The 25,341-nt window shown below is 46.6% G+C and carries 21 protein-coding genes; 10 read left to right on the top strand and 11 right to left on the bottom strand.

Annotated features, from left to right (window positions below; genetic code table 11):
• The first annotated feature begins 8 nt into the window (after positions 1-8).
• Positions 9-791, top strand: coding sequence for a putative porin (locus HYN46_RS02865; RefSeq protein WP_114898021.1), 783 nt, complete (start codon positions 9-11; stop codon positions 789-791).
• Positions 792-1,322: 531 nt separating this feature from the next.
• The gene (gene dapA, locus HYN46_RS02860) at positions 1,323-2,228 is read left to right on the top strand and encodes a 4-hydroxy-tetrahydrodipicolinate synthase (protein ID WP_114898020.1); all 906 of its coding nucleotides are present in this window, start codon (positions 1,323-1,325) and stop codon (positions 2,226-2,228) included.
• Between the two features lie 63 nt (positions 2,229-2,291).
• Here dapA and HYN46_RS02855 read toward each other — a convergent pair whose 3' ends face one another.
• From HYN46_RS02855 to HYN46_RS02845, 3 genes are all read right to left on the bottom strand, one after another.
• Positions 2,292-4,265 (bottom strand): bifunctional 2',3'-cyclic-nucleotide 2'-phosphodiesterase/3'-nucleotidase, encoded by a 1,974-nt coding sequence (locus HYN46_RS02855; RefSeq protein ID WP_114898019.1) that lies wholly within the window; start codon positions 4,263-4,265, stop codon positions 2,292-2,294.
• A gap of 224 nt (positions 4,266-4,489) precedes the next feature.
• Positions 4,490-4,798 (bottom strand): YkgJ family cysteine cluster protein, encoded by a 309-nt coding sequence (locus tag HYN46_RS02850; protein ID WP_114898018.1) that lies wholly within the window; start codon positions 4,796-4,798, stop codon positions 4,490-4,492.
• Positions 4,788-5,261, bottom strand: a complete 474-nt coding sequence (locus HYN46_RS02845) for a thioesterase family protein (RefSeq protein WP_114900546.1) — start codon at positions 5,259-5,261, stop codon at positions 4,788-4,790. Before HYN46_RS02845 ends, HYN46_RS02850 begins: the two co-directional genes overlap by 11 nt.
• A 212-nt stretch (positions 5,262-5,473) precedes the next feature.
• Between HYN46_RS02845 and hemB the strand changes: the two genes are divergently transcribed.
• Positions 5,474-6,481 carry a porphobilinogen synthase gene (hemB, locus tag HYN46_RS02840; RefSeq protein ID WP_114898017.1) on the top strand — a complete coding sequence of 336 codons (1,008 nt, stop codon included), beginning with the start codon at positions 5,474-5,476 and terminating at the stop codon, positions 6,479-6,481.
• 60 nt (positions 6,482-6,541) lie between these two features.
• Here hemB and dsbD read toward each other — a convergent pair whose 3' ends face one another.
• Together dsbD and HYN46_RS02830 are read right to left on the bottom strand one after the other, a co-directional pair.
• Positions 6,542-8,872 (bottom strand): protein-disulfide reductase DsbD, encoded by a 2,331-nt coding sequence (gene dsbD / locus HYN46_RS02835; protein ID WP_114898016.1) that lies wholly within the window; start codon positions 8,870-8,872, stop codon positions 6,542-6,544.
• 196 nt (positions 8,873-9,068) lie between these two features.
• Positions 9,069-9,791, bottom strand: a complete 723-nt coding sequence (locus HYN46_RS02830) for a YggS family pyridoxal phosphate-dependent enzyme (RefSeq protein WP_114900545.1) — start codon at positions 9,789-9,791, stop codon at positions 9,069-9,071.
• Between the two features lie 250 nt (positions 9,792-10,041).
• Between HYN46_RS02830 and HYN46_RS02825 the strand changes: the two genes are divergently transcribed.
• On the top strand, positions 10,042-11,079 hold the full coding sequence (locus tag HYN46_RS02825) for a type IV pilus twitching motility protein PilT (RefSeq protein ID WP_114898015.1): 1,038 nt from the start codon (positions 10,042-10,044) through the stop codon (positions 11,077-11,079).
• A gap of 49 nt (positions 11,080-11,128) precedes the next feature.
• Positions 11,129-12,253 (top strand): PilT/PilU family type 4a pilus ATPase, encoded by a 1,125-nt coding sequence (locus HYN46_RS02820; protein WP_114898014.1) that lies wholly within the window; start codon positions 11,129-11,131, stop codon positions 12,251-12,253.
• A 27-nt stretch (positions 12,254-12,280) separates the two neighbouring features.
• Here HYN46_RS02820 and HYN46_RS02815 read toward each other — a convergent pair whose 3' ends face one another.
• Positions 12,281-13,570, bottom strand: coding sequence for a nitrate regulatory protein (locus tag HYN46_RS02815; protein ID WP_114898013.1), 1,290 nt, complete (start codon positions 13,568-13,570; stop codon positions 12,281-12,283).
• Positions 13,571-13,994: 424 nt separating this feature from the next.
• On the opposite strand from HYN46_RS02815, the gene HYN46_RS02810 reads away from it, so the two are divergent.
• From HYN46_RS02810 to HYN46_RS02790, 5 genes are all read left to right on the top strand, one after another.
• Positions 13,995-15,293, top strand: a complete 1,299-nt coding sequence (locus tag HYN46_RS02810; protein WP_114898012.1) for a CmpA/NrtA family ABC transporter substrate-binding protein — start codon at positions 13,995-13,997, stop codon at positions 15,291-15,293.
• 90 nt (positions 15,294-15,383) lie between these two features.
• A complete protein-coding gene (locus HYN46_RS02805; RefSeq protein WP_114898011.1) occupies positions 15,384-15,572 on the top strand; it encodes a hypothetical protein in 189 nt (62 codons plus the stop codon).
• Positions 15,569-16,312, top strand: coding sequence for a nitrate ABC transporter permease (gene ntrB / locus HYN46_RS02800; RefSeq protein WP_114898010.1), 744 nt, complete (start codon positions 15,569-15,571; stop codon positions 16,310-16,312). Before HYN46_RS02805 ends, ntrB begins: the two co-directional genes overlap by 4 nt.
• A complete protein-coding gene (locus HYN46_RS02795) occupies positions 16,309-17,145 on the top strand; it encodes an ABC transporter ATP-binding protein (RefSeq protein ID WP_114898009.1) in 837 nt (278 codons plus the stop codon). Before ntrB ends, HYN46_RS02795 begins: the two co-directional genes overlap by 4 nt.
• A gap of 106 nt (positions 17,146-17,251) precedes the next feature.
• On the top strand, positions 17,252-18,649 hold the full coding sequence (locus HYN46_RS02790) for an alginate export family protein (RefSeq protein ID WP_114898008.1): 1,398 nt from the start codon (positions 17,252-17,254) through the stop codon (positions 18,647-18,649).
• A 137-nt stretch (positions 18,650-18,786) separates the two neighbouring features.
• Here HYN46_RS02790 and HYN46_RS02785 read toward each other — a convergent pair whose 3' ends face one another.
• The 5 genes from HYN46_RS02785 to HYN46_RS02765 all read right to left on the bottom strand — a co-directional run bounded on the left by HYN46_RS02785 (position 18,787) and on the right by HYN46_RS02765 (position 25,267).
• Entirely contained in the window at positions 18,787-19,296 is a 510-nt protein-coding gene (locus HYN46_RS02785) for a GNAT family N-acetyltransferase (protein WP_114900544.1), read from the bottom strand.
• A gap of 96 nt (positions 19,297-19,392) precedes the next feature.
• Positions 19,393-21,123, bottom strand: coding sequence for an ABC transporter ATP-binding protein (locus HYN46_RS02780; RefSeq protein ID WP_114898007.1), 1,731 nt, complete (start codon positions 21,121-21,123; stop codon positions 19,393-19,395).
• Positions 21,124-21,167: 44 nt separating this feature from the next.
• Positions 21,168-22,328 carry an ABC transporter permease gene (locus tag HYN46_RS02775; protein WP_114898006.1) on the bottom strand — a complete coding sequence of 387 codons (1,161 nt, stop codon included), beginning with the start codon at positions 22,326-22,328 and terminating at the stop codon, positions 21,168-21,170.
• A gap of 11 nt (positions 22,329-22,339) precedes the next feature.
• On the bottom strand, positions 22,340-23,278 hold the full coding sequence (locus HYN46_RS02770; protein ID WP_114898005.1) for an ABC transporter permease: 939 nt from the start codon (positions 23,276-23,278) through the stop codon (positions 22,340-22,342).
• Between the two features lie 210 nt (positions 23,279-23,488).
• Entirely contained in the window at positions 23,489-25,267 is a 1,779-nt protein-coding gene (locus HYN46_RS02765) for an ABC transporter substrate-binding protein (protein ID WP_114898004.1), read from the bottom strand.
• Positions 25,268-25,341 lie beyond the last annotated feature (74 nt).

Genomic DNA, 25,341 nt, shown 5'->3' with positions numbered 1-25,341 from the left:
AGAAATTGATGAAAAAATTATTATTAACGGCGTTTATCGCGACTCTGTCCCTAAACGCAGCGCATGCCTACCAAGTTGAATTAAATGGTGGTGTTGGATACAGCAATATTGATGCTCCTGGCTCAAGTATTGAAACCAGTATCTTTGGTGGTAGCGCAACTTATTATTTTGATCAAGTTCATACCCAAAATGGCCCATTGGCTGAAGCTGCATTTAGCCAACGTGCGAGTAACGTTTCTGCAGGCTATAGCTATAGCAATAGCGACCACGGCTTAGATGTTCAAAACTTCAACATCGCTGGCGAGTATTACATTCCGAACAGCAACTTTTACGCGTCTGCAAATATTGACCGTCCAAAATTTCAAGGTCATGGCTCAAATGATGGGACATATGGCGTTGAAGTCGGTTTATTACCCATCAGCGACTTGCTCATTGCGATCGGTGTAGTCGGAACTTACAACCAGCATGACAATGATACTGACCCAACGATTCGTGCAAAATATCTGACCAAACTTGGTAGCAACGATGTCAATTTGGAAGGAAATGTCCGTATTGGTGATCACTCAGACAGCTACGGCATTTCTGGTGACTACTACCTCGATCGTACATTGAGCGTAGGCGCGTCATATAACCTGCGCACTGAAGATCACTTTGATGACAGCTATTCTGTGGGCATCAATGCACGTAAATTCCTTGCAGAAAACGTGAGTCTGCAAGCCGGTGTGAATGCAGGCCAGACTCTGGGCAATGATGATTACGGCTTCAGCGTCGGCGGAACTTATCGCTTCTAATGGCTTAAATGCTTAAAAAATTAAGAAACCGTCTCACCGTTGAGGCGGTTTTTTTATTTGAGTGACTTAGCCTTGTGCCCAAAGAGTATCTATCAAAAGTCATCCCATCTAAAAATGTCATAAAAATTGCACCCATCCATCTGATCCCCTCTTGTCATGATGAATAATCTCAAAGTACACTCAAGACTCATCACCCCTTATGTATTTTGATTTATATGCCTAATTCACATCACAGCGCGTTCTTATCCTGCTCCGCAAGGGTATTGGGTTCGGCTGTGTATGCAATGGCGCATTCAGGATATACAAGCTTCTCGCTTTTGAGCCATAAGTCTAAGAAACGGTTTCTCGTCTAACGGGGGAACTGTCCCGTCAGATGAGAATCTGTCGGGGCAATGATAACAATGACATCCTTATCCACTACTCCTACAGTTTCAAATCTCACGGCGACTTCTAGATCAAGTTGCGCAGCACATTCGTGTGTGGCAATTGCGACGTGGTGTTTTTAACAACCCTCTATCACTGGAGTAACACATGACGGCACTAATAAATCGATTTCAAGGCATATGGATTCCGCTCGTAACCCCTTTTCACGGGCAAGATAATCGACTTGATCTAGAAGCGGTTAAAAAACTCGTCATCCACCTGATCAATCAAGGCATCGATGGTCTCATCGTAGGTGCAACCACGGGCGAGTCAGCAACACTGACCCATGCTGAACACAACGAACTGCTTAAAGTCGTGCTGGATACGGTTAAAGATCAGGTCCCGGTCATGGTCGGGATTAGCGGAAGTGATACCGTAGAAGTTGCGAAAAATATCAAACACTATAGCAATCATTTTGAGATTTCAGGATTTCTGATGAGCGCACCGGCTTATGTCCGCCCGTCACAACAAGGCATCATTCATCACTTTGAAGCTGCCGCTGCCGCAACTGATCTGCCCATCGCCATCTACAACATTCCCTATCGCACGGGTGTGAATATTGAATTAGCAACCCTACAGCACTTGAGCCGTAACCCACAGTTTGTTGCCGTCAAAGAAAGTGGTAATGGCGATATCAGTCAACTGAATGATCAAATCAGTCATACGTCCTTAAATATCCTAAGCGGTGAAGACAGCATTATTTTTGTCTGTTCCTGCTTGGGAGGACAAGGCGCGATCTCAGCCGCCGCACATATCCGGCCCGATCTATATAAAAAAATGCATGAGTTGATTGGTGAAGGGAATTTGGTCAAAGCACGACAGATTAATGATGCCTTGCAGCCCTTCATTCATTTGCTCTTTTCAGAGCCCAATCCCGCACCTGTTAAAGCGGCACTCAGCATTATGGGGCTGATCCAAGATAATGTACGCTTACCGATGACAGTCGCAAGCCCAGAACTCAAAGCTAAACTTGACGTTGCTCTCGCAAAAATTCTAGCGTTTAACATCGACTGACGTTGAGTGGTTTAACATCACCCCCTTCTTGTGATCAAGACGTGGGGTGATAAAGACCAATGCTTATTGCTGTAAATCAATCTGATAAATCTCAAATCCTAGATCATCGGTGCCCATTGCTTTGACGGGGTATTGGGCATGGTCATGGATAAAGCTTTTTGCTTTGTCACTGGCGGAAGTCTCAAAGCGAATATCAAGCGAATGCTTGCTCTTAATCTTCGCCAAACGCCAATTATTGTCTGTCGTAGGTGTCACTTGCCCATGGGCTTTGGTCTCTGAACCTATATACGCGGCGAGAATGGCACGGCTCTCATCAGGCGATGCAAAGGCGATATGACTCTCCCCTGTCCCCGCAAACTTACCGCCATAAGCACGATAGTTATTAGTTACGACTAAAAATGTGGCTTGGGGATCCACTGCTTTGCCGTGATAAGTGAGCTGGGTGATGCGATGCGCATCGGGGTGGATCAAAGCACACTCACCATCAAAACGTGCAGGCTGGGTCACATCAATCTGATAATGAACACCATCCATCACATCAAAGTTATAACTGCGAAATCCATCCCAATTCATCAAGGATTGGGGTTTATCGCTGTTCACGTCGATTTGATTAAACATGCCTGCTGAGCACTCTAGCCAGTCTTTTACCTCAGCACCAGTGACTTTCAGCACGACCAAAGTATTGGGGTAAAGATAGAGGTCTGAAGCATTACGGAAGGTCAATTGCCCTTTTTCCACTTCGACATAACTGGCCGGATCATTCTTTCGTCCACCTGCTTTAAAAGGCGCCACGACTGAAAGTACAGGAATCTTCGCCAAGTCAGGATCACCTTGGATAAAATGCTCGGTATAAGCCCGCTGAGCATTATTCACGATTTGCACGGTGGGATCGTCTTGAACCAATGCCAGATAGCTATACATATTCCCCGCTGACTTACCAATTGGCTGACTGACAAAATCACGGGTTGCTTGATGATCATCAGCCAGAACTTGAACCAGTTTGGGGTCTTCTGCAGCAAGAGACTTTTTAGTCACCGTGTCATAAATCGGTCGCGCCTCGGCCTTGGACTTTGCAACCTGCCAATGACCGCTGTCATTACTGATCACAAAATCAACGACGCCTAAGTGATCGCCCCACATTCCCGGCATTACGGCAGGAATGCCATTTAAGGTTCCTTGCTGGATGTCTGCACCTTTGATCGACTCAAAATCTTTGCTAGGGAATACTGCATGTGCATGACCAAACAAAATGGCGTCTATGCCTTTCACCTGACTTAAGTAATACGCAGAATTTTCCGCCAGTGCCTGATAAGGCTCACTGGATAATCCTGAGTGTGGGATCGCAATGATGAGATCCGCACCTTTGGCACGCATCTCGGGTACGTACTTTTGCGCCGTCTGCGTAATATCGTTGACGGTGATTTTGCCTGTCAAATTTACTTTGTCCCACGTCATAATCTGGGGAGGCACAAAACCAATATAGCCAATACGCAGGGTTTGTATTTTGCCATCGTGGTCTTTGACTGGTGTATCAATGATTCGATACGGTTGAAACATCGTTTTACCCGTTTTCACATCAATGATATTGGCATTGACGTAAGGAAAATTAGCACCGGCAATGGCTGTCTTTAAATAGTCCAGACCATAGTTAAAATCATGGTTACCGAGATTACCTATCGCGTAATCCAGTGTATTCATCGCTTTATAAACGGGATGAATATCGCCTTGTTTGAGCCCTTTTTTGGCCATATAGTCGCCGAGTGGGCTGCCTTGCAATAGATCACCATTATCGACCAAGACACTGTTGGCAACCTCAGCGCGCGCTGTATGAATCAGACTCGCGGTACGTACCAATCCAAAACGATCCGTGGATTTATCTTTGTAATAATCAAAATCCATCATGTTGGTATGTAAGTCGGTCGTCTCAAGCACACGCAGATCAATGGTCGCGGCTTGCGTCAGATGTCCAAGTGACATCAACAACACCGAAGCAATCAGTTGAGATAGCGGCTTAGCTCGAAAACAGGGACGGATCATAGGGACGTTCCAAAGAGGATGGACTCAAGAGTATTTGAAAAGAGAAGAATCTGAACAATCAGGTGTAAGAACACGGTGCGAAGGGGATGTGATCAGACTCTATTCATTGGTCTGGACGATAGCATTATCAGGATGTTTTGAGTACGAAGGCCGCTTAATAATGGTTATGCGCTGAATCTAATAGTGAACCGCGAATGGCAATGGCATGGGATTTTTCTGAGCGTTTAAGGACGTGTGGCGTTTTCTAGGTGCTCTAAATAATTAAATGCATCGGCATGGACATGACCACACATTTCTAATGAAGGCATCAGGGATGAACAAACAAGCGGACGACTCGCCAAACCAAAAATCTGGCACTGGTTCAAGTGATTCAACTGCACACAACGTACCCCGGCAGGTTTGCCTAGCGGCATACCGGGGATTGGACTACTGATACTTGGTGCGATACAGCATGCACCGCATTCCGCTCGGCAAGCAAAAGCAGAATGGGTGATAAGCTCAATCGCATCAATGCGCAGCAACTCAATAGACATAGGTCGCAATCGCGGTTGAGATCAGCTTGTTCTCATCGTTATGCAAGTTCATCCGCATGGTACAACCCTTACGCCCCATACGCAGCGCTTCTGCAGTCGCAACAAAATACTTGCCGCGTCCCGGCGCCAGATAATCCACGCGCATATCCGATGTGGCAAGGCGTGTCACTTGGCGGATACGATCGACCAGCTCACCTTTGCCACTTAAATAGATCTCCCCCATCGCTACGATTCCACCAATACTGTCTAGGATCGTTGCCGCGACACCACCATGCAAAATTTGAAAAGCGACATTCCCAACCAAATTGGCATCCATGTCCACAAAACCTTTGATCACGCCATCTTCCACACGCATCTTCATGCCGCAATGCTTAAAGAAAGGCGATTTATTAAAAGCCTTGCATAACTGTTTAAACACCACTTCACGCGGAATCTCACCAGAGGCATCCGGCACGAGTTTCATCCCACCGGTCCAATGCTCTGCTGCAACAGAAGTCTCTGTAGTAGATTTGTTGGAGTCAATAACGTCTTTCGGCTGATTAATCAAATCTTTACCAGATAGTTTAGAATCTGTCTTTGCGAGTTTATCAACATCTGCCATCAATCAATCTTCCCGAGCAACACGAATCAGGTTTAAAATAAGCGGCTATATTAATGTGAAAACAGTGTAATAGCATGACTCGTACGTTTAATCGCGCAGCTTTCCCCGCCACTCGCTTACGTCGCTTGCGTAAACATGACCATATTCGCGCTATGGTCTGCGAAACCACATTACTCCCCCAGCATCTTATTGCACCGGTTTTTGTATTACCGGGACACAATCAGCGCCAAGCCATTCACAGTATGCCAGAGGTTGATCGACTCTCAGTTGATCTTCTGCTGCAAAAAGCCGAAACCTTGCTCAGCCTTGGCGTGACCAAACTGGCTTTATTTCCCGTGACTCCACAGGAAGATAAAAGTGCAGGCGCTGAAGCCGCGTGGCGCGAAGATGGGCTCGTCCAAACCACAATTCGTACCTTGAAAAAAGAACTGCCTGAGATGGTCCTGATCAGTGATGGCGCGCTTGATCCGTACACCTTAAGTGGTCAGGATGGCCTCACCGATGCCGATGGCTATGTCTTAAATGACGCCACCGTTGAAGTTCTGGTTAAACAGGCATTAAGCCATGCTGAGGCTGGCGTGGATATTGTCGCCCCGAGTGATATGATGGATGGACGTATCGGTGCAATCCGCAATGCCCTAGAGAGCCATGGCTACATCCATACCTCGATCATGGCTTACTCAGCAAAGTTTGCCTCTAACTACTACGGACCCTTCCGTGATGCAGTCGGAAGCGCAGCAAACCTGAAAGGGGGCAATAAAAAGAACTATCAGATGGACTATGGCAATCGCCTAGAAGCGCTGCATGAAGTTGCCTTAGATTTACAAGAAGGCGCTGACATGGTCATGGTGAAACCGGGCCAACCTTACTTGGACTTGGTTCGTGAAGTGAAGGATCAGTTTGGTGTGCCGACCTTCGCCTACCAAGTCAGTGGTGAATACGCCATGCATATGGCTGCGATCCAAAATGGCTGGTTATCCGAAGCAGTGATCTTGGAATCCCTGATCGGTTTCCGCCGTGCCGGTGCCGATGGTATTTTGACGTACTTTGCTGAGAAAGCGGCAAGGATGATTAAAGGCTAAGGTATAAAAAATGGGAGTGAGCAAGATGCCCACTCCCATCAAAAAATAACAATTAAATGATCAAAGCTTCTCCAGTACCTCGGTCAATTCATCCTGCTTAGTCTCACCCACAACGCGCTTGATCTCTTGCCCATCACGATAAAAAATCAATACAGGTGGACCAAACAAGTTCAGACTCTTAAGTACGGCCTTACTGTTTTCATTGCTTTCGGTCACATCCAGCTTCACACGAGTCCAGTTCGACAGACCTTTGATGTCTTGTCCACTGAATAACTCACGCTCCATAATGCGACAGCTCACACACCAGTCAGCGGTTAAATCAACGAGTAAACGTGGATTCTTTTGCTGCATGACCGCTAGCTCAGATAAGCTATGAATCACTGGCGTACTTTGAGCGGCAACAACCTGAGCGTTTTGCTTTTTCAGTCCGGCGAGAGGATGCCACGGATCACTCTGCCCTGCCGCTACGCCAGCAAGTTGTATCAATCCCCATGCAAAGACGACAACACCAAAAACTTGAGCAATAAAACGTCCTCGCCCAGCCCAGCGCCAGAACCAAACAGCAAATGCCATCGACACCGCTGCCCACAGGAACAGGACATAGGAATTGTCATAGACACGGTTGATCAGCACCAGTGCGACACCGAGCAAGAGCAAACCAAATCCTTGACGCACCCAGTTCAGCCAATCGCCAGCCTTGGGTAAGAAACGCCCTTCGGTTGCACCCAAGATCATCAAGGGCACACCCAGACCTAAACCGAGCATAAACAATGCAGCTGCTCCGAGCACAGGATTGCCTACAGTGGAGACCGACAGCAGCACACCTGCAAGAGGAGCAGAAACACAAGGCGAAACAACCAGTGCAGAGACAAAGCCAGTCAACCAGCTCCCCAATACACTCCCCTGTTTCAACCACTCAAAACGCGAGTGCTCACGCTGCCCAAAGGAGTCCAGTTTAGTACTGATGCTATGGGGAAGACGCAGTGTGAACACATCAAAACTGGCAAGTGCCAACACCACAAAGACAATCGCAAAACCAATAAGAATAACCGGATTTTGTAACCATCCCAGCAAGTTAAACTGCTGACCAAAGGTTGCGATCGCCGCACCGAGTACCGCATAACAACATGCTATACCAACTGCATAAGCGCCGGACAACAGCAGGCCATGTTTCATAGAGCGTCTATGCTGACGTGCCACCAGATTAGCAACAATTGGCAACATAGGGAGAACACAGGGCGTAAAAGCAAGCCCTAAACCTGCGACAAACAAAAGAGCAAGTGCCGTCAGTGGATGCTGACTTAAGCCAAATGGATCTGTTTCTTCTTGCGACACAGGTGTGGGAGCCACTGTTGGCCCTACAGTCGGTGCCACAGCGGATGCAGTTGTTGGCTCAGGCAGGGTCGGCGCGACCACAGAAACAGGCGACGTAACAGGATCTCGGTCAACATTATCCTGCTGCTTAGTTGCTCTTAAGGCCGCTAAAGAGGCAATCGACTGAACACCCGCGTAGGTATCAGATGTCGAGTTCGGTGTCGGCAGCGGGATCAAAATACTTTGCACGCCCGCAGACTTCTCGATATTAGTGCGAATATCGGGACGACCCTCAATCAAAGGCACATCAGGATTTGCTTTGCTCCCTGACCCGCCGTTGACTGCGGGTAAAATTGGTGCACCTAAGGGTAGAGAATTTGAGGAGAATGCAGTTGATGAGGGTGCTGGGATATTGATTGCGGCAGCCGGTAAGGTAAATTCATGATCTTGCGGCGGGTAACACAAACCTGCATCCGCACAGCCTTGCCAGCGTACCACCACCTTTCCACTGCCTGTATAAGGCACGGTGACAGAAACATCATCATGAAAAACGGGGACTTTACCAAACTCAGGATCATCCTTAATCTGCGCAGGATGATTGAAAGATGCCTCTTGAAATTTCACGCTTCCACTTTCAGGTGTGAATGCAAAACGACGCTGATAGAGGTAATAACCTGGGGTCACTTGAAAATCTAAAAACAGCTTGCCATCTTTGGCTTCGCCCAATACTTTAAACGCTTGATCCGCGGGTATAAATTTCTGTGGACTACCAATACTTTTGATGGCGCTGTTACTATCGATTTTGGCATTGTCTAATAATGATTTTTTGCCAAAATCAGTGGCGACAGGGCTAGATGCACTGGTGTTATTGAACGCTACATTGGCCTGCGACTGTTGGCCTAAGAATAAGCTAAATACAAGAAGGGGTAGCAGATAAATCATGCGTTGCATATTCGAAAATACCGAAGGCCTTGCAGAATATAATGTTTGAGAGTGAACAAAGCATTCGAGATACTGATCTCGGTCCATTTGTTGCTTCACACGGAACAGCTCTCCGCTGCTTTTCAATCGCTGCACGCTAAACTGCCTTTGGCATTATTCATTTGATAAGCGAACAAGACTATCACAGGATTATCGTAGACTAAATGCAGAAAGCGTAACCGTTTATATGTGGGATACGCTTGTAATACTGATGTTTTCGACAATATCACTTTATCTACATAACATATATAATAAAGATCAATTGATTATAATCCATAATATATCCATGCTTTTACAGTGCAGAGGCTGAACGACTGCCAAAAAGTGCTGTTCCAACGCGAATCAGGGTTGCGCCTTGCGCAATTGCTTCTGCAAAATCACCAGACATGCCCATGCTGAGAGTATCCCACTGTGCAGGGTTGGCATGATTTGCTCTGACCGCTTCAAATAACACCCGCGTGCGGCTAAACGCATCAACATGACCCGCTTCCGGAATGACCATAACACCGCGCAAAGCCAAGTTTGGAAGTGCGCTAATGGCAGTAACCAGCTCCGGTAACTCCTCGGGTAGGCACCCGCCTTTGGATTCTTCACGATCAATATTGACCTGAATACAGATATTCAATGGTTCCGTCACGTTGTGACTATTGTGCAGATCTGCTTGATGGTCAACTTGCCGATGCTGTGATAAGCGCTGAGCAATGATCAATCGATCCACGCCATGCACCCATGAAAAATAAGCCGCAATATCGCGGGTCTTATTGCGCTGGATCTGACCAATAAAATGCCACTCGATAGGGAGATCCTTCAGCTCATTTTGCTTACTTAAAGCCTCTTGCAGATAGTTTTCGGCAAACTGAATTTGCCCAGTTGCATGCATTGCACGAACAACCTCAGCGGATTGCATTTTAGAAACCGCCAGCAATGTGATGGAGTCCTCAGAACGCTCACAATCTCGACATATATTTTTAATTTTGTTGAGAACTTGTTGCCGATTGGCAGTTAAATCGGTCATCATCAAGGTACTCTATTTTGATCTAGCAAAGTACAGCTCGCAGGAACGCCAGCATACTTGAGTGCCAACGTCTCGTTTGAGTGCGCTAGATTGAATGATATTGAAAACAGATTAAAAAGTCTTGCCAGTATATGGCAAAAATTTTGCAAAGTTTTCATCTTTCGTTCGTATAAGGATATCAATCACTCATACAAACCGATGAAGACTTTGTACACGTAAATAGATGTGGTTATAGGCACAGGGATTCTTTATGGATATTACAGAACTACTCGCATTTTCTGCAAAAAATGGCGCATCGGACTTACATCTTTCAGCAGGCCTCCCCCCCATGATTCGGGTGGATGGTGAAATTCGCCGGATCAACCTGCCCGCCATGGAACACAAAGAAGTCCATCGCCTCGTTTACGACATCATGAATGATAAACAACGTCGTGACTTCGAGGAGTTTCTGGAAACCGACTTTTCTTTTGAAGTTCCTGGTATTGCCCGTTTCCGTGTCAACGCGTTCAATCAGAATCGTGGTGCAGGTGCGGTATTCCGAACCATTCCCTCCAAGGTGCTGACCATGGATGATCTGGGTATGGGCCAAGTATTTAAAGACATCTGTGAATATCCTCGCGGTATCGTATTGGTGACCGGTCCTACGGGCTCGGGGAAATCTACAACGCTTGCGGCGATGATCGACTATATCAATGAACGTCGTTTCGATCATATTCTGACGATTGAAGATCCTATCGAATTCGTGCACCAGTCCAAAAAATGCCTCGTGAACCAGCGTGAAGTCCATCGGGATACCCATGGTTTTAATGAAGCGCTGCGTTCGGCCTTGCGTGAAGACCCGGACATTATTCTGGTTGGGGAAATGCGCGATCTCGAAACCATTCGCTTGGCACTGACAGCCGCAGAAACCGGTCACTTGGTTTTTGGAACCCTACATACCACCTCCGCAGCCAAAACCATCGACCGTGTGATCGACGTGTTCCCTGCCGAAGAAAAAGACATGGTACGCGCCATGCTCTCAGAATCCCTACAAGCCGTGATTTCCCAAACCCTGCTGAAAAAGAATGCAGGCGGACGTATTGCAGCCCATGAAATCATGATTGGTATTCCCGCGATCCGTAACTTGATCCGTGAAAACAAAGTTGCGCAGATGTACTCCGCGATCCAAACCGGTGCAGGCTATGGCATGACCACATTGGATCAAACCTTAAAGGGCTTAGTACTCAAAGGATTAATTTCACCAGCCGTGGCAAAGGCCGCAGCAAAACAACCAGACTCGTTCCTCTAGTCCATAAACTACTGATGAGTTATCTAAAGAAATAGCATGGAGCACCGCAATGGAATTTGATGATCTACTACTGCTCATGGTCGAAAAAGGCGGCTCTGACTTATTCATCACTGCGGGCGTTGCCCCATCGATGAAGGTCAATGGTAAGATTCTCCCCATCACCAAGACCCCGCTTACCCCTGCGATCGTTCAAAGCATCATTCATGGCATCATGACGGACAAGCAGCGTAAAGAGTTCGAAGACACCAAAGAATGTAATTTCGCGATTATCGACAAAAAAGACACGGCCCGTTTCCGCGTTAGTGCTTTTGTACAGCGCGATTTTCCCGGTATGATCTTACGTCGTATCGAAACACATATTCCAAAAGTTGAAGATCTTAAACTGCCTAAAGTCATCGAAGAACTGGCGATGACCAAGCGCGGCATCATTATCTTTGTGGGTGCGACAGGAACAGGTAAGTCAACATCATTGGCGTCCATGATTGGACACCGCAATCGCCACTCCCAAGGTCATATCATCACCATTGAAGATCCAATTGAGTTTATTCATCAGCATGCGGGCTGTATCGTCACGCAGCGTGAAGTCGGGATCGACACAGCATCTTTCGATGTCGCGCTCAAAAACACGCTGCGCCAAGCCCCAGACGTGATTCTGATTGGTGAGATCCGTTCGCGTGAAGTCATGGATTATGCCATTGCCTTTGCGGAAACCGGTCACTTGGTGCTCAGTACCTTACACGCCAACAATGCCAACCAAGCCCTTGATCGGATTATTCACTTCTTTGAAGCGGATCGACACAGTCAGTTGTATATGGACTTATCGCTTAACCTCAAAGGCATCGTCGCCCAGCAGCTCGTGCCGACACGAGATGGCAAGTCACGTCGGGCCTGTATTGAAGTGTTGCTAAACTCCCCTCTGATTCAGGATTACATCCGCAAAGGCGAAATTCACGAAATCAAAGAAGTGATGAAGCGCTCGCGTGAACTTGGTATGCAGACTTTTGACCAAGCCTTGTTTGATCTCTATCAAGCGGGTGAAATCAGCTATGAAAACGCACTGCAATATTCTGATGCGCCAAATGACCTGCGTCTGCAAATCAAGCTCGGTAATAGTGCTGATACCCGTTATCTGGATCATGCTACACGCGATTTGAGTATCGAAGGGCTCGAATAAGCTTTCCTTATCCCGCTAAGGACAGCCTTATTTACGCTGTCCTTGCGCCATTTCAACCACATGTCGAGCTATGTCGGTTAAGCGCTTACCTTGATCCATCGCCATTTGTCTCAGTAATTTATGCGCTTGATCCTCGGTCAGTTTGCGATGTTTCATCAGTAAGACCTTGGCTTTCTCTTGTAATTTCTTCTCTTCCAGTGCCGTACGCGCAGCCGTCAACTCATCATGCATCTGTTGTAAGCTCTGTGCTTGATTTTGTACCAGCTCAAGTACAGATCGACCCAGTTTAGGACCAAAACCCTCTGGATGCGTATAATCCTGTAACGCCGCAGGGTTTTGAGACTGAGTACTGCTCAGCATGACAATAAAGCTTTCTTCAGGATGCGTTTCCAACGTATCAATCAACGCCTGATGCTGTGTTAGTGTTTTCTTAGCATCCAGCACCCGCTGGGAACATAAACGCTGTAAATGCCCTTGTAAGCCCAGTTCAACAATTTTAAGACTATCGATATGCTGTGTAAGCAGTTTAAACCACTGATCCCCAACCCTTGGATCAATCGTCAACGGTGGATCACTGAGCGCAAGTCCTCTGAGCCGATCAATTTCGGCGCGGTAAGGTGACTGTGCATATTGCAGATATAAAGCATATGACGTTGGTTCAGTAAACTCATGAAACAGCTCAAAGCAACGTTCCTGACCATCGATCAGGTACTGGAGGCGTTCACGTTGCTCAGCACTAAACTGACCTGAAGAAAACCCTGCTGATCCTACAGCGCGTTCTTGCCCCGTCAACTCCTTACCTTGCATGAGGTTATATAAAGCCACCAATACTCGGGCAATCGTTGGATCAACCGCAGCATCTGCCGTTTCAAAAACAATCGACAGCAAACCCGCAATAATGCCGCTATAAACCATGACAGCCGCATGGGTTTGGATCTTTTGCTGCTGCACTTGTGCACGAAATTGAGGCAGATTGGCTAACGCATGCAAGGCATAAGCAATCCGGTTGAGGAGTCGACCATTGCCTGCATGCTCGGTGATTTCACTCTGAATCTGCTTGAGGGTTTGGTCGAATTCAAAGATTTGATCATCGGTCTGATGGGTATAGTCAATGAGCACTTCAGCATAGTGCTGCCCTCTGGAGCCCAAGTACAGATTTGATGCACCGCGTTCTTTTTGCAGGGCATGAATCAAATCACTGACCATCACGACCAGTTGCCCCATATTTAAGAAATACTCAAGGCTTTGTATTTCCGACTGCTTTGAGGCAATCAAAAAGTCCGTTGCACTCAAAGGTGGCACGAGCGATTTAGACATATTATCCTCAAAATCAGTATGATGGAGATTACCATTGTAACTTAGATTGATGAATTAATCGTGACCTTGCAATTTTTTGAGCACTAAAAAAAGACATACCCTGCATCATTTCTACTCACAGACCAATGATTGCAGGAAAAAAACGAATAAATAAAGTGCATTTCAATTCGAGCAAAATGAGTGCCATAGGCGAAAAAATATAATTTTCTATTAACAAATCATCACTTTAAATGTACACAAATATTATTGGCATGCTTTATGCATTTTTATCATTAGCATCCAACGGTGGATGAATAACTTTTTATACGATCCCGTGTCTGACGGTGTTTACTCAATCAGACAGGACAATGGCGTCCATACTGCTTTTTTAGCGGTATGGGCGTTTTTTTTTGAAAATTTTCCCAGACAAGATTAGGAGTACGACATGCATAAAACACCAACCCATGATACGCACAATGAGTCTGACGCTGCCGAACCGAGCAACATGGCCCACTCAAGCCGTCGTGACTTCCTTAAAAAATCGCTCTTTGCGGCCAGTGCAGCAGGAGCAGCAAGCTCGCTGATTCTCCCTTCATCGGCAGTTCATGCTGCAGGCTCAGATGCACCCGAAAAACCTGTGGTCAAAATCGGCTTTATTCCACTGACCGATTGCGCCTCTGTGGTCATGGCATCCAAACTGGGTCTCGATAAAAAATACGGCATCACCATTGAGCTCTCTAAAGAAGCCTCTTGGGCTGGCGTACGCGACAAGCTCATCAGCGGTGAACTTGATGCAGCACACGTCTTATACGGCTTGATTTACGCCGTCAACAATGGCGTCGGCGCAACAGCAACACCAATGTCCGTACTCATGGGGATCAATAATAACGGACAAGCCATCACCATGGCAAACAAGTTGATCTCTGCTGGCGTGGTCAATGGTGCGGGATTGAAGAAATATATTGCTAGCGGTAAATCACTGACCTTTGCCCAAACCTATCCAACGGGCACCCACGCCATGTGGTTGAACTACTGGCTCGCAGCCAATGGCGTCAACCCGATGAAAGATGTCAAAAACATCACCGTGCCGCCACCGCAAATGGTCAGCAACATGCAAGTCGGTACCACGGATGGATTCTGTGTGGGTGAACCTTGGGGCGCTCGCGCTATTGAGCTAGGCATCGGCTTCACTACCATCACTACCCAAGAAATCTGGACCAATCATCCTGAAAAAGTCTTGGGCTGTAGTCGGGCATTTGTTGAAAAAAACCCAAACACCGCTCGCGCACTCATCATGGCGGTCTTGGAAGCCTCTAAATATTTGGACGACTATAAAAACCGTGCAGCAGTCGCTACGATCATTTCTCAAAAATCTTATGTGAACTGTCCAGCCGATACCATTACTGGGCGCTTCCTCGGTAATTACGATAATGGTGCGGGTCGTCAATGGAAAGATGCCAACAACATGAAGTTCTACAATGATGGCAAAGTAAACTTCCCTTACCTCTCCGATGGTATGTGGTTCATGACTCAGCACAAACGTTGGGGGCTCATGAAAAACGACGTCGACTATCTCGGCATCGCCAAGCAAATCAACCAAATCGACTTATACAAACAAGCGGCAAGTCAAGTCAAAGTTCCTGTACCAAGCAGCCCAATGCGCAGCAGCAAATTGCTAGATGGCAAAGTCTGGGATGGTTCAAACCCTGCCGCATATGCTGCAAGTTTTGCCATTAAAGCTTAAACCATTGAATGAATAACGCCATTGATGGGTATTCGTTGAATCTCTCACATACCCATCAAGGCTTCACTCCTCCAAATGAGCGATGACATCATGAGTAATGACACGAATGCCACCTCTGTCGATGCCGTAACGTTGGACGTCGCAAAAATAGCGACCTCCACCAATGACGTACATGACACGAAAGACCTCATCACCCCTGTAGAAAAGAAAGAGTCTGAATCCGTGAAAAGAATCAAAGAAGGACTGGTCAGCATCATTAAAGTGATCATCCCCCCATGATTGGTATTGCGTTGTTCCTTTTTGGCTGGACCCTGCTCAGTCAATATCGCCCATCCTTACCGAACCCTTGGGTGACCTTTTTATCTGCGGTGGATTTATTTGCCCATCCCTTTTATGTTGAAAGTGCAAACGATCAGGGCATCGGCTGGAATATCCTCTCGTCTCTGGGACGTGTCGGCACAGGCTTTGGCTTGGCTGCACTCATCGGGATTCCACTCGGCTTTATCATTGGCCGCGTGAAATTCATGCAAGCCATGCTGTCCCCTATCATTTCTATTTTACGCCCTGTTTCACCGCTGGCCTGGTTACCGATCGGCATGGTGGTGTTTCAAGCTGCCAATCCTGCATCGATTTGGGTGATCTTCATCTCCAGTATCTGGCCGATTATTCTGAATACTTCAGCTGGCGTCTCGCAAGTGCCACAAGACTACCTCAATGTAGCTCGTGTTCTGCGCCTATCAGAATGGAAGGTTTTTACCAAAATTTTATTACCTGCGTCATTACCCTACTTATTAACAGGAATTCGTTTATCAGTCGGTGTCGCGTGGTTGGTCATCGTTGCAGCTGAGATGGTCAGTGGCGGAAAAGGCATTGGTTTCTGGGTATGGGATGAGTATCAAAACTCACAATATGCACACATCATCGTTGGGATTTTCGTCGTCGGCGTATTAGGACTGATTATTGAACAGCTCTTAATTCTGATCACTAAACTGATTTCACGTGGGGAGACAACATCATGAGCGATAATACAATCATCAGCGCGAATAAGCCGTTAGGAACTAAAGATTATGTCTCGATTGAACAAGTCGGCATGAGCTTTAAGACCAAGAAAGGTCAATTTGAAGCCCTACGTGATATTAATCTCAAGATCACCAAAGGTGAGTTTATCACCCTGATTGGTCACTCGGGTTGTGGTAAATCAACACTACTGAACCTGATTGCAGGGTTGACGCTCCCTACCAAAGGGGCATTAATCTGTAATGGTCGCGAGATTTCAGGTCCCGGCCCTGAGCGTGCCGTAGTGTTCCAGAACCACTCCCTACTGCCTTGGCTGACCTGTTTTGATAATGTACACTTGGCGGTTGAGCGTGTTTTTGGCGCAACCGAAAGCAAAGCACAACTGAAAGAGCGTACCGAAGCCGCGCTGACTATGGTCGGCCTCACACACGCCATCCACAAGTACCCCAGTGAAATATCAGGAGGCATGAAACAACGTGTTGGTATCGCACGTGCGCTGTCCATGGAACCCCAAGTGCTCTTACTTGATGAACCTTTTGGGGCACTGGATGCGTTAACGCGTGCACATCTACAAGATGAGTTGATTGAAATCGTTCAACAGACTCATGCAACAGTCGTCATGGTCACTCATGATGTCGATGAGGCCGTTTTGCTGTCTGATCGCATTGTTATGATGACCAATGGCCCAGCGGCGACCATCGGTGAGATTTTGACCGTTGATCTCCCCCATCCACGTGATCGCCTGCAATTGGCGAATAACCCGCAATACCACCAATTGCGCTCAAGCGTGCTTGATTTCTTGTACCACAAAATGAAGCATCCCGTTTCAGCGTAATACACAGTAGCGCCGTTTTTTTAATTTTACTCTCCTGCCCTTAAGCTGTATGGGGTTTGTGCAGGAGCTCTTTTTCTACGCCTAAAATTTAATAAGAGTCCTTAAAATGAACGATACCCAAGTCATATCTAAAAGCCTTCTATCTTTCAGCATCCTATTGGCAACACTGGCCAGTAGTCATGTTTTAGCCTCAGACAGTGACCTGATGGACCTCTGGAGCAAAGGTAAATTCACGGTTGATGGCCGCCTCCGCTACGAAGGTGTCAACATCGATAAACAACTGCCTGCGGACACTATTAAAAATGCCAGTGCATGGACAGCGCGCATTCGCCCAGGATTTCAAACAGGGGTTTGGAATGGTTTTTCAGGGGTGGTCGAGGGCGAAGGCACTGCAGAACTCAATGATCACTTCAACAGCACACGCAATGGTGAAACCAACTATGCAACAGTCGCTGACCCTAAAAGTATTGAACTGAATCAGCTTTATTTGAAATATGCCTACAGTCCCCAGTTTGATATCACTGTTGGGCGTCAACGGATTAACCTTGACAATCAACGCTTCATAGGCGGTGCGGCATGGCGTCAAAATGAACAAACCTTTGATGCTGTAAGCCTCAACATCAAGCCAACCAAAGAACTCGGACTGTATTACGCCTATATCGATCACATCAATACATTCTTTGGTTCTGAAGACATCAAGCCTACAGACAATAATGCTCAAAAAGGTCGCTACGATTCCGATAGCCATTTGATTCAGCTCAAATACGCTCCAGATGCCTTATTGAATGCGGTTGCTTATGGATACTTTTTGGATTTAGACAAATACTCGGTCGCCCCTACGGCACTTGCAGGAACCAACTCCAATAAGACAATTGGACTCCGCCTAACAGGCAATAAAGCACCGTTCCGTTATGCACTGGAATATGCGTACCAAACCGATTACGGATCAAATCCACTGCATTACAGTGCGGATTACTATCTCATTGAAGGAACCGTCGCCGCGCCACAATTCAAAGCACTGCCCGATTTAGACTTCACCGCAGGTTATGAAGTTCTAGGTAATGACTCAAGTGTGACCTCATCAGCCAAAGGTGCACCAAAGCGGTTTGCATTCCAAACACCGCTAGGAACCAAACATAAATTTAATGGCTATGATGATGTTTTCCTGAATACACCGGCCTATGGCTTAGCGGATCTGTATATTGGTGCCAGTGCCAAAATACCGACACTGATCGGGAATAACAAAATCAAAGTTGAAACAACCTACCACTGGTATAGCAGTACGGAAGGTTCCAGCGATTATGGTCATGAGTTTGATCTGGTGTTGAGCTCGTCGCTCAATATCCCCAAGTCTATCCCTTTAAAAGGAACGTTCAATCTAGTCGGGAAATATGCGTATTACGGTGCTACCGATAATTCCGCAAAAGATCTACTACCAATCACCAAAAATGGTGGAAATCGTGACACGGAAAAGTTCTGGCTGCAGTTGGACTATAAATACTAAGCCGAGTCTAAAAACAACGAATATTAAAAAAAGTGCGGGATCACATTAAAGTCTTCATGGATGAAGATTCAAGGATTGAAGACGTTTCTTTCATGCTCGCTAACTGATTTCCCCCTCTAGAGATCAGCTAGCGCTCTTTATGGTTGAAAACCTATCCCGAACACATTCAGCTCTGCGCCAGTTTGCGGATGAATCACTGTAGAATCAAAGGTTAATCCCAGCTTCGCCAGTAATTTTTCTGAGCGCTGATTACCCCTATCGGTGATGGCAAGGATACGCTTAAAATGAAGTTGATCTCGCCCATAATGAAGCATTGCTAAAGCCGCTTCAAATGCATATCCCTGATGCCAGTATGCCTCTGAAAAGGCATAGCCAATATCTGGCGCCTGTAAAAAGTCACGCTGAATCAAGCCGCAAACACCCACAGGAATATGGCTTTCTTTTAACGTCACAACTCGAAAACCCATCCCTTCGACTCTGGATGTCAGTCGATTTAAGATATGATTTTTGGCATCTTCCAAGGTCTTCACTGTAGTATTGCCGATGAATTCCAGCCATCCCGGTTCATTCATTAAGGCTAAAATGAAGGCAGCATCATCTGTATTCATTTCCCGTAGAATTAGTCTTTCCGTTTTAATCGCGCCCAACACATCATCTCCTATCAAACATCCGGACAATAAAAGGACAAAACTAAAAGGGACAAAAACTTGTCCCTTTTTAAGTGAATGCACAACCCTATAATTTTAGTGCTGTAAACCCTTAGGAATTGCACTAAGTAATTGCTTGGTATAGGCATGCTGCGGATTGTGATAGAGCTCATCCGAGTTTGCGAGTTCGACCATTTTGCCATGATTCATCACCATTACCTGATCGGCAATGTATTTTACTACCGATAGATCATGGGAAATAAAGATATAGCTCATGCCAAACTCGTCTTGCAAATCTTGCAGCAGATTCAATACTTGCGCCTGTACCGATACATCCAGCGCCGAGACCGACTCATCACAAATCAAAACCTCAGGCTTCAAGGTTAAACAGCGAGCAATCGCGATACGTTGACGCTGACCACCAGAAAACTCATGCGGGTAACGATAAAACGCCGCTGTCGGCAAACCTACTCTTTCCAATAACTGCATAGCCAGTTCGGTCCGACGCTCATCATTACGACCAATATGGTGAATTCGCATCGGCTCCAGCAAAATCTGACCTATCGTAAAGCGTGGATTGAGTGAAGCATAAGGGTTTTGAAAAATGATCTGGATACGGCGTTTGTAATCATTAAATTCTTGATTAGACATCCCAATAATATCGCGACCTTCGAATAAAGCCTGCCCACCCGTCGCTTGATGCAAGCGCATCAACGTCAGGCCCACGGTCGTTTTACCTGAGCCTGACTCGCCCACAACGCCTAAGGTTTTACCACGCGCAAGTTTGAACGAGACATCACTTACCGCTTTGAATTCTTTTTGACCGAAGAATCCCTCACGGGTATAGAAGCTCTTGCTTAGGTTCTGTACATCCAAAATAATGTTTTCATCACCGGTCAACCCCCGCGTGCGCTGCTTATCTGCCAGAGCCAAGTGCGCTGTATTTTCTTCACACGCATCGTTGATGAAGTCGCTGATCACAGGCAGACGCCAAGGACGCGTATCCAAAGTCGGGCGACAACGCAGTAGTGCTTTGGTATAGCCATCCTGCGGAGACTCTAGAATCTGACGTGCACTGCCCTGCTCACGGATCACCCCATGACGCATCACGATCACCTGATCGGCAATCTCACCGACCAAGGCAAGATCATGGGTAATAAACAGCACTGACATTTTATGCTTCACGCGCAAGGCTTCGATCAGATCGACAATTTGCTTTTGAATCGTCACATCCAGTGCAGTTGTTGGCTCATCTGCGATCAAAAGTTTTGGTTCACAGGCGATTGCCATGGCAATCATGACACGCTGCTGCTGCCCACCAGACATCTGACTGGGATAAGCATCAATCTTGGTTGCAGGGGATGGAATACCGACTTCTTCCAGCAAGGCAATGGCACGGGCACGGGCTTGTTTACCCGTCATGCCCATATGCAAACGCAAGACCTCTTCAATCTGAAAACCCACTGTGAAAACGGGATTCAGGGATGTCATCGGTTCTTGGAAAATCATGGCGATGTCTTTGCCACACATTTTGCGTCGTTCAGCAATGGACATTTTTAGCAGGTCTTTGCCTTCAAACTCCAAATGGCTGGTTTCAGCGATTTTGGCATTATCTGGCGGGAGCAACCCCATGACTGCCAGCGAACTAACCGACTTACCACTTCCTGACTCACCCACGAGTGCAACCGTGGTGTTATACGGAATATCAAACGTTACTCCTTTGACCGTTTCGATAAAAGTCTTTTTATCTACACGGAAACTGACCCGAAGATCACGGACTCGGAGTAAAGGCGCTTGTTCTTGCTGTGATTGATCTAAAGGATTCATGATGGTCTCTCTTCAATTTTGGCTAGATTTTTGGCTAGGTTGAATTATTTCAATTTAGGATCAAGCGCATCGCGCAGCGCATCGGTGAAGAGAGAGAATGCTGTCACCAACACCGCCATCGCCACACTTGCTGCAGTCAACTGCCACCACTTACCGAGAATTAATTCGTTCTGCGCCTCATTCAACATGCTGCCCCAGGACACCACACCAACAGGAACGCCAAAACCCAAGAAACTCAAAATGACCTCAGACTTAATAAAACTCACCACCAAGATCGACATCTGAACCAACGCCACATGACTGACATTGGGGAAAATATGACTAAACATTTTACTCAAGTGACTCGCACCAATCGCATCGGCAGCAAGCACGTACTCACGCGTTTTATGCTTCATATATTCAGCACGAATCAAACGATAGGTCCCCGTCCAGCCCGTCAAGGCCAAGATCAGTACAATCGATAAAATCCCTTTTTGTTGCAAAACAGCCGCAACCGCAAGAATCAATAACAGGTAGGGAATCGAGGTAAAGACGTTATAAAACCACTCCAGTGCAGCATCGACACGCCCACCAAAGTAGCCAGAAATCGCGCCAAATAGCGTACCCAATGCAACAGCCAATAAGGCAGCAATCAGACCCACCACAATAGAGGTTTCAGACCCTTTGATGGTCTTATCAACGATATCGTGGCCCCACTTATCCGCACCGAACGGGAGAGTTTCCTTACGTACAATAGCGATCTTTTTACCTTCCGTTGCAAGCTTGGCACGGATTTCATCCATATCAGCTTGTAGAGGATCTTTGATGCCGTAATCATTAAAGACTTCAGGCGTTACCGCAGATGCTGCACTATCCTTACCTCGTAGATCTTTAAGAACGCCAGATAGAGGGTCCACAGGATTTTCAGGGAGTGCTGCAGCAGGTTTGGCTTCACTGGACTCAGTGATATCTTCTTTAGCTGCGCCGATAAAGGTTGGAGGTGCGTAATTCACACCCACTTCCTGATCCCAGTTTTTGGCAATCACGCCTGTTACCGAGAGGATCAACATGATTAAATAGGCAACAACGATGGTCAAAGAGACCATCGCCACGCGATCAGCACGCAATCGCCGCCATGCTAAAGCCCAAAGGCCACGGGATACCGCATGAGTCACTGGAGTCGATGAATTTGATGAGGCCGTGACAACGGGATTTGAATGAGTCATATCCTTCTCCCTTACTTCAGTTGTACACGTGGATCGACGGCTTGATACATCAAGTCGGTCAACAAATTAAAAATCATCGTCGCTGCAGCCACATACACAGTAATCGCTTTAATAACCGGAAAATCACTGCGCTCCACCGCCAAAATCACTTCACGCCCAATGCCGGGAATACCGAAGAAGCGCTCAATCAAAAATGCACCGATAAGCAATGCAGGCAAGTTAGACATGACATCCGTGATGATCGGTATTGCAGCATTACGCAGGACATGAACCCATAGAATACGTCTCTCCCCCATGCCTTTGGCACGTGCGGTGCGTACATAATCCTGATTAATTTCGTCGAGTACGAACGTGCGGTACAAACGCAGGCTTGGCGCAATACTCACCACCAACATGATTAAAATCGGCAGTAATGAATAATGGAATAAATTCTGAGTAAAGTTATCGCCCCAACCTTGCACAGGGAACAAGCTCCACTTATACGCAAACCAATATTGGAACAAAATAATATAAACCAGAATACTGATCGACATACCTACTGTACAAGCAATCATCACCATACGATCGGTTAAGGAACCGCGTACAAATGCAATCGCAAGTGCTAACGCAACAGCAATCAGCGTTTGGAGAATGGTCAACGGAATCAGAATCGTAAGTGACGGTCCTAGACGGGTCAAAATAATATGAGATACCGACTCGCCCGTACTCCAACTCGCACCAAAATTAAAGGTCAGAATTTGCTTAATAAAAATCCACAACTGCACATAGTACGGCTGATCAATTCCTAATTGTTTACGAATGTTGGCAATCATGTCCGGATTGGGCATCTTGCCTGCAAGGATATACGCGGGGTCTCCGCCCACCCAGTTAAACAGAAAGAAGATCAACACGATCACACCAAGCATGGTCGGAATCATTTGCCCCAAGCGGCGTAAAATATAAACGGTCATGTGACGTCCTTGTTATTCATGTGGTGCAAATCCTTGCATGGGTAAGATCTGTGCGCATCTTGCGGATCGTTTGCAAATGCCAACCCGATCGACGCCGTGAGTAACGGTGTCTGGGGTGGCAAGAAAAATGATGATGGTTTCATACATTTCCTATCAATAAATTCATTTCAGTACGATGATGATAAAAGGACAGCCAAGCGCTAGCTCGGCTTACTTGGTTTTATCAATATCCATAAACTCCCATTCGCCATGGACGACGGGGTGTTTTTTATAACCCATAACACGAGGCTGAGAGAGCATATTGCGATAACGGGCATAACCCATTCGATAAGGCATATAGACTTCGAGAATGCGAGCCATTTTATGATAAAGCACATCCCGCTCTGGACCCGCAGGCATCTGCTGGCTTTGCTCATAGAGCTTGTCGTATTCAGGAATGATGGAGCAGCCATTATTGGTCGCATAAGTATTCGGACCGTAAAATAACTGCATAAAATTGTCGCCATCAGGATAATCCGCAAACCAAGGATTAGTACGGCTTTGCAATTTACATTGTTTTTCGGCTTTTAAAATTTCTGGGAAAGGTTTGACATCACCGATCATATGGATATGAATTTTATCATAGGTCTTTTTCCACATTTCAGACTGCTCTTGACTTGCCGAGCCAGCCCGCACGGAATAGTGGATAACCAATGGCTTACCATCGGGGAGTGTTCGCCAGCCATCTGGACCGATTTTATAACCATATTTATCGAGCAACAGATTTGCCGCATCAGGATCGTACTGGATACTACTCTTATAGTTCGGGTCATACCCCACTACACCTGGAGGAATCGGATATTCCAAAGGAACAGCATCCCCATTCCATACGACTTGAATTTCCTGTTTGACGTCATGTGCCATGCCTATTGCACGGCGGAGTGCAATTTTGTCTTTGGTCAGTCCACCAACGATGGGATCTTTCATATTCCAATAATAGTCACTCTGTTCGGGATCGACGATCCTCGACAGTTGCACCCCTTTTTTAACAAGTTCTGGCTTTAACTTGCCATTCTCAAGAGCCTGCGGCACCAGCGGACCTTCTAACTGGAACTGATCCACTTCATCATTTTGAAAAGCCAACCAGCGCGATTGATCTTCGATCATGTCGTAAATTTCGACACGACCAATCTGCGGCATATGCTTACCCTTCATTTGGGCGACAATCTTTTGATCCTCAGGATCAGTACCTGCTTTAAAGTCCCAGATATAGCCACGATATTGCGGATTGGCAACCAGTGTTGTACGTGATCCAGGCACCCACTTCTCAAGTTGATAGGCACCCGTGCCAACGGGATGACTCATCACCCAGCCAGACCCATCCGCATATTTCTCAATCACTTCACGAGCAACTGCACCTGCGGGTTGATGCGCAAGAATCATCCCGAGATTAAAATCGGGTTTGGTAAGATGAATCCGTAGGGTATATCGATCAATCAGCTCAAAGCCTTCGACTTTACGGTCATAATCAAATTTGCCGGTTTTCTTGGCATCAGCAATCAACTGATCCATGCCTTTGATTTTGCCTTCGAACATCCAGCCGTTCGGCGAATGGATTTTAGGATCCAGCAAGCGCTCATAGGAATAGACATAATCAGCCATAGTCAATTCACGCTTCTTGCCACCAAATGCAGGATCAGGCGTGAAATAAATGCCTTTTTTTAGGCGGATGGTATACGTCCGCCCGCCATCAGTGACTTCTGGCAACGCTTCAGCAGTACGAGGAACCAGCTTTGCAGGTCGTGCAAGATAATCGTAGGTAAACAGCCCTTCATTGATTGCATATACCACATGGGAGGAATACAAGTCATTCACCACGGCCGGGTCATATCCCGTTTCAGCCGCAATAAAGACAAAGCGCAGTACTTTTGCCGGATCGGCTGGATTCGTCGGTTTTTCCGCAACAGCACTTTGCACTGACAATCCACACACCAAACCAGCCAACAGCATTTTTTTAAACAAAACTGAATTCAACTGAATCCTACTCCTCAATTAACCTTGCTATACCAGAACCGAACTCGCCG

The sequence above is a fragment of the Aquirhabdus parva genome (assembly GCF_003351745.1).
Taxonomy (GTDB): domain Bacteria; phylum Pseudomonadota; class Gammaproteobacteria; order Pseudomonadales; family Moraxellaceae; genus Aquirhabdus; species Aquirhabdus parva.
Note: the sequence above shows the minus strand (reverse complement) of the source record. Positions and strands in the feature narration are given on the sequence as shown.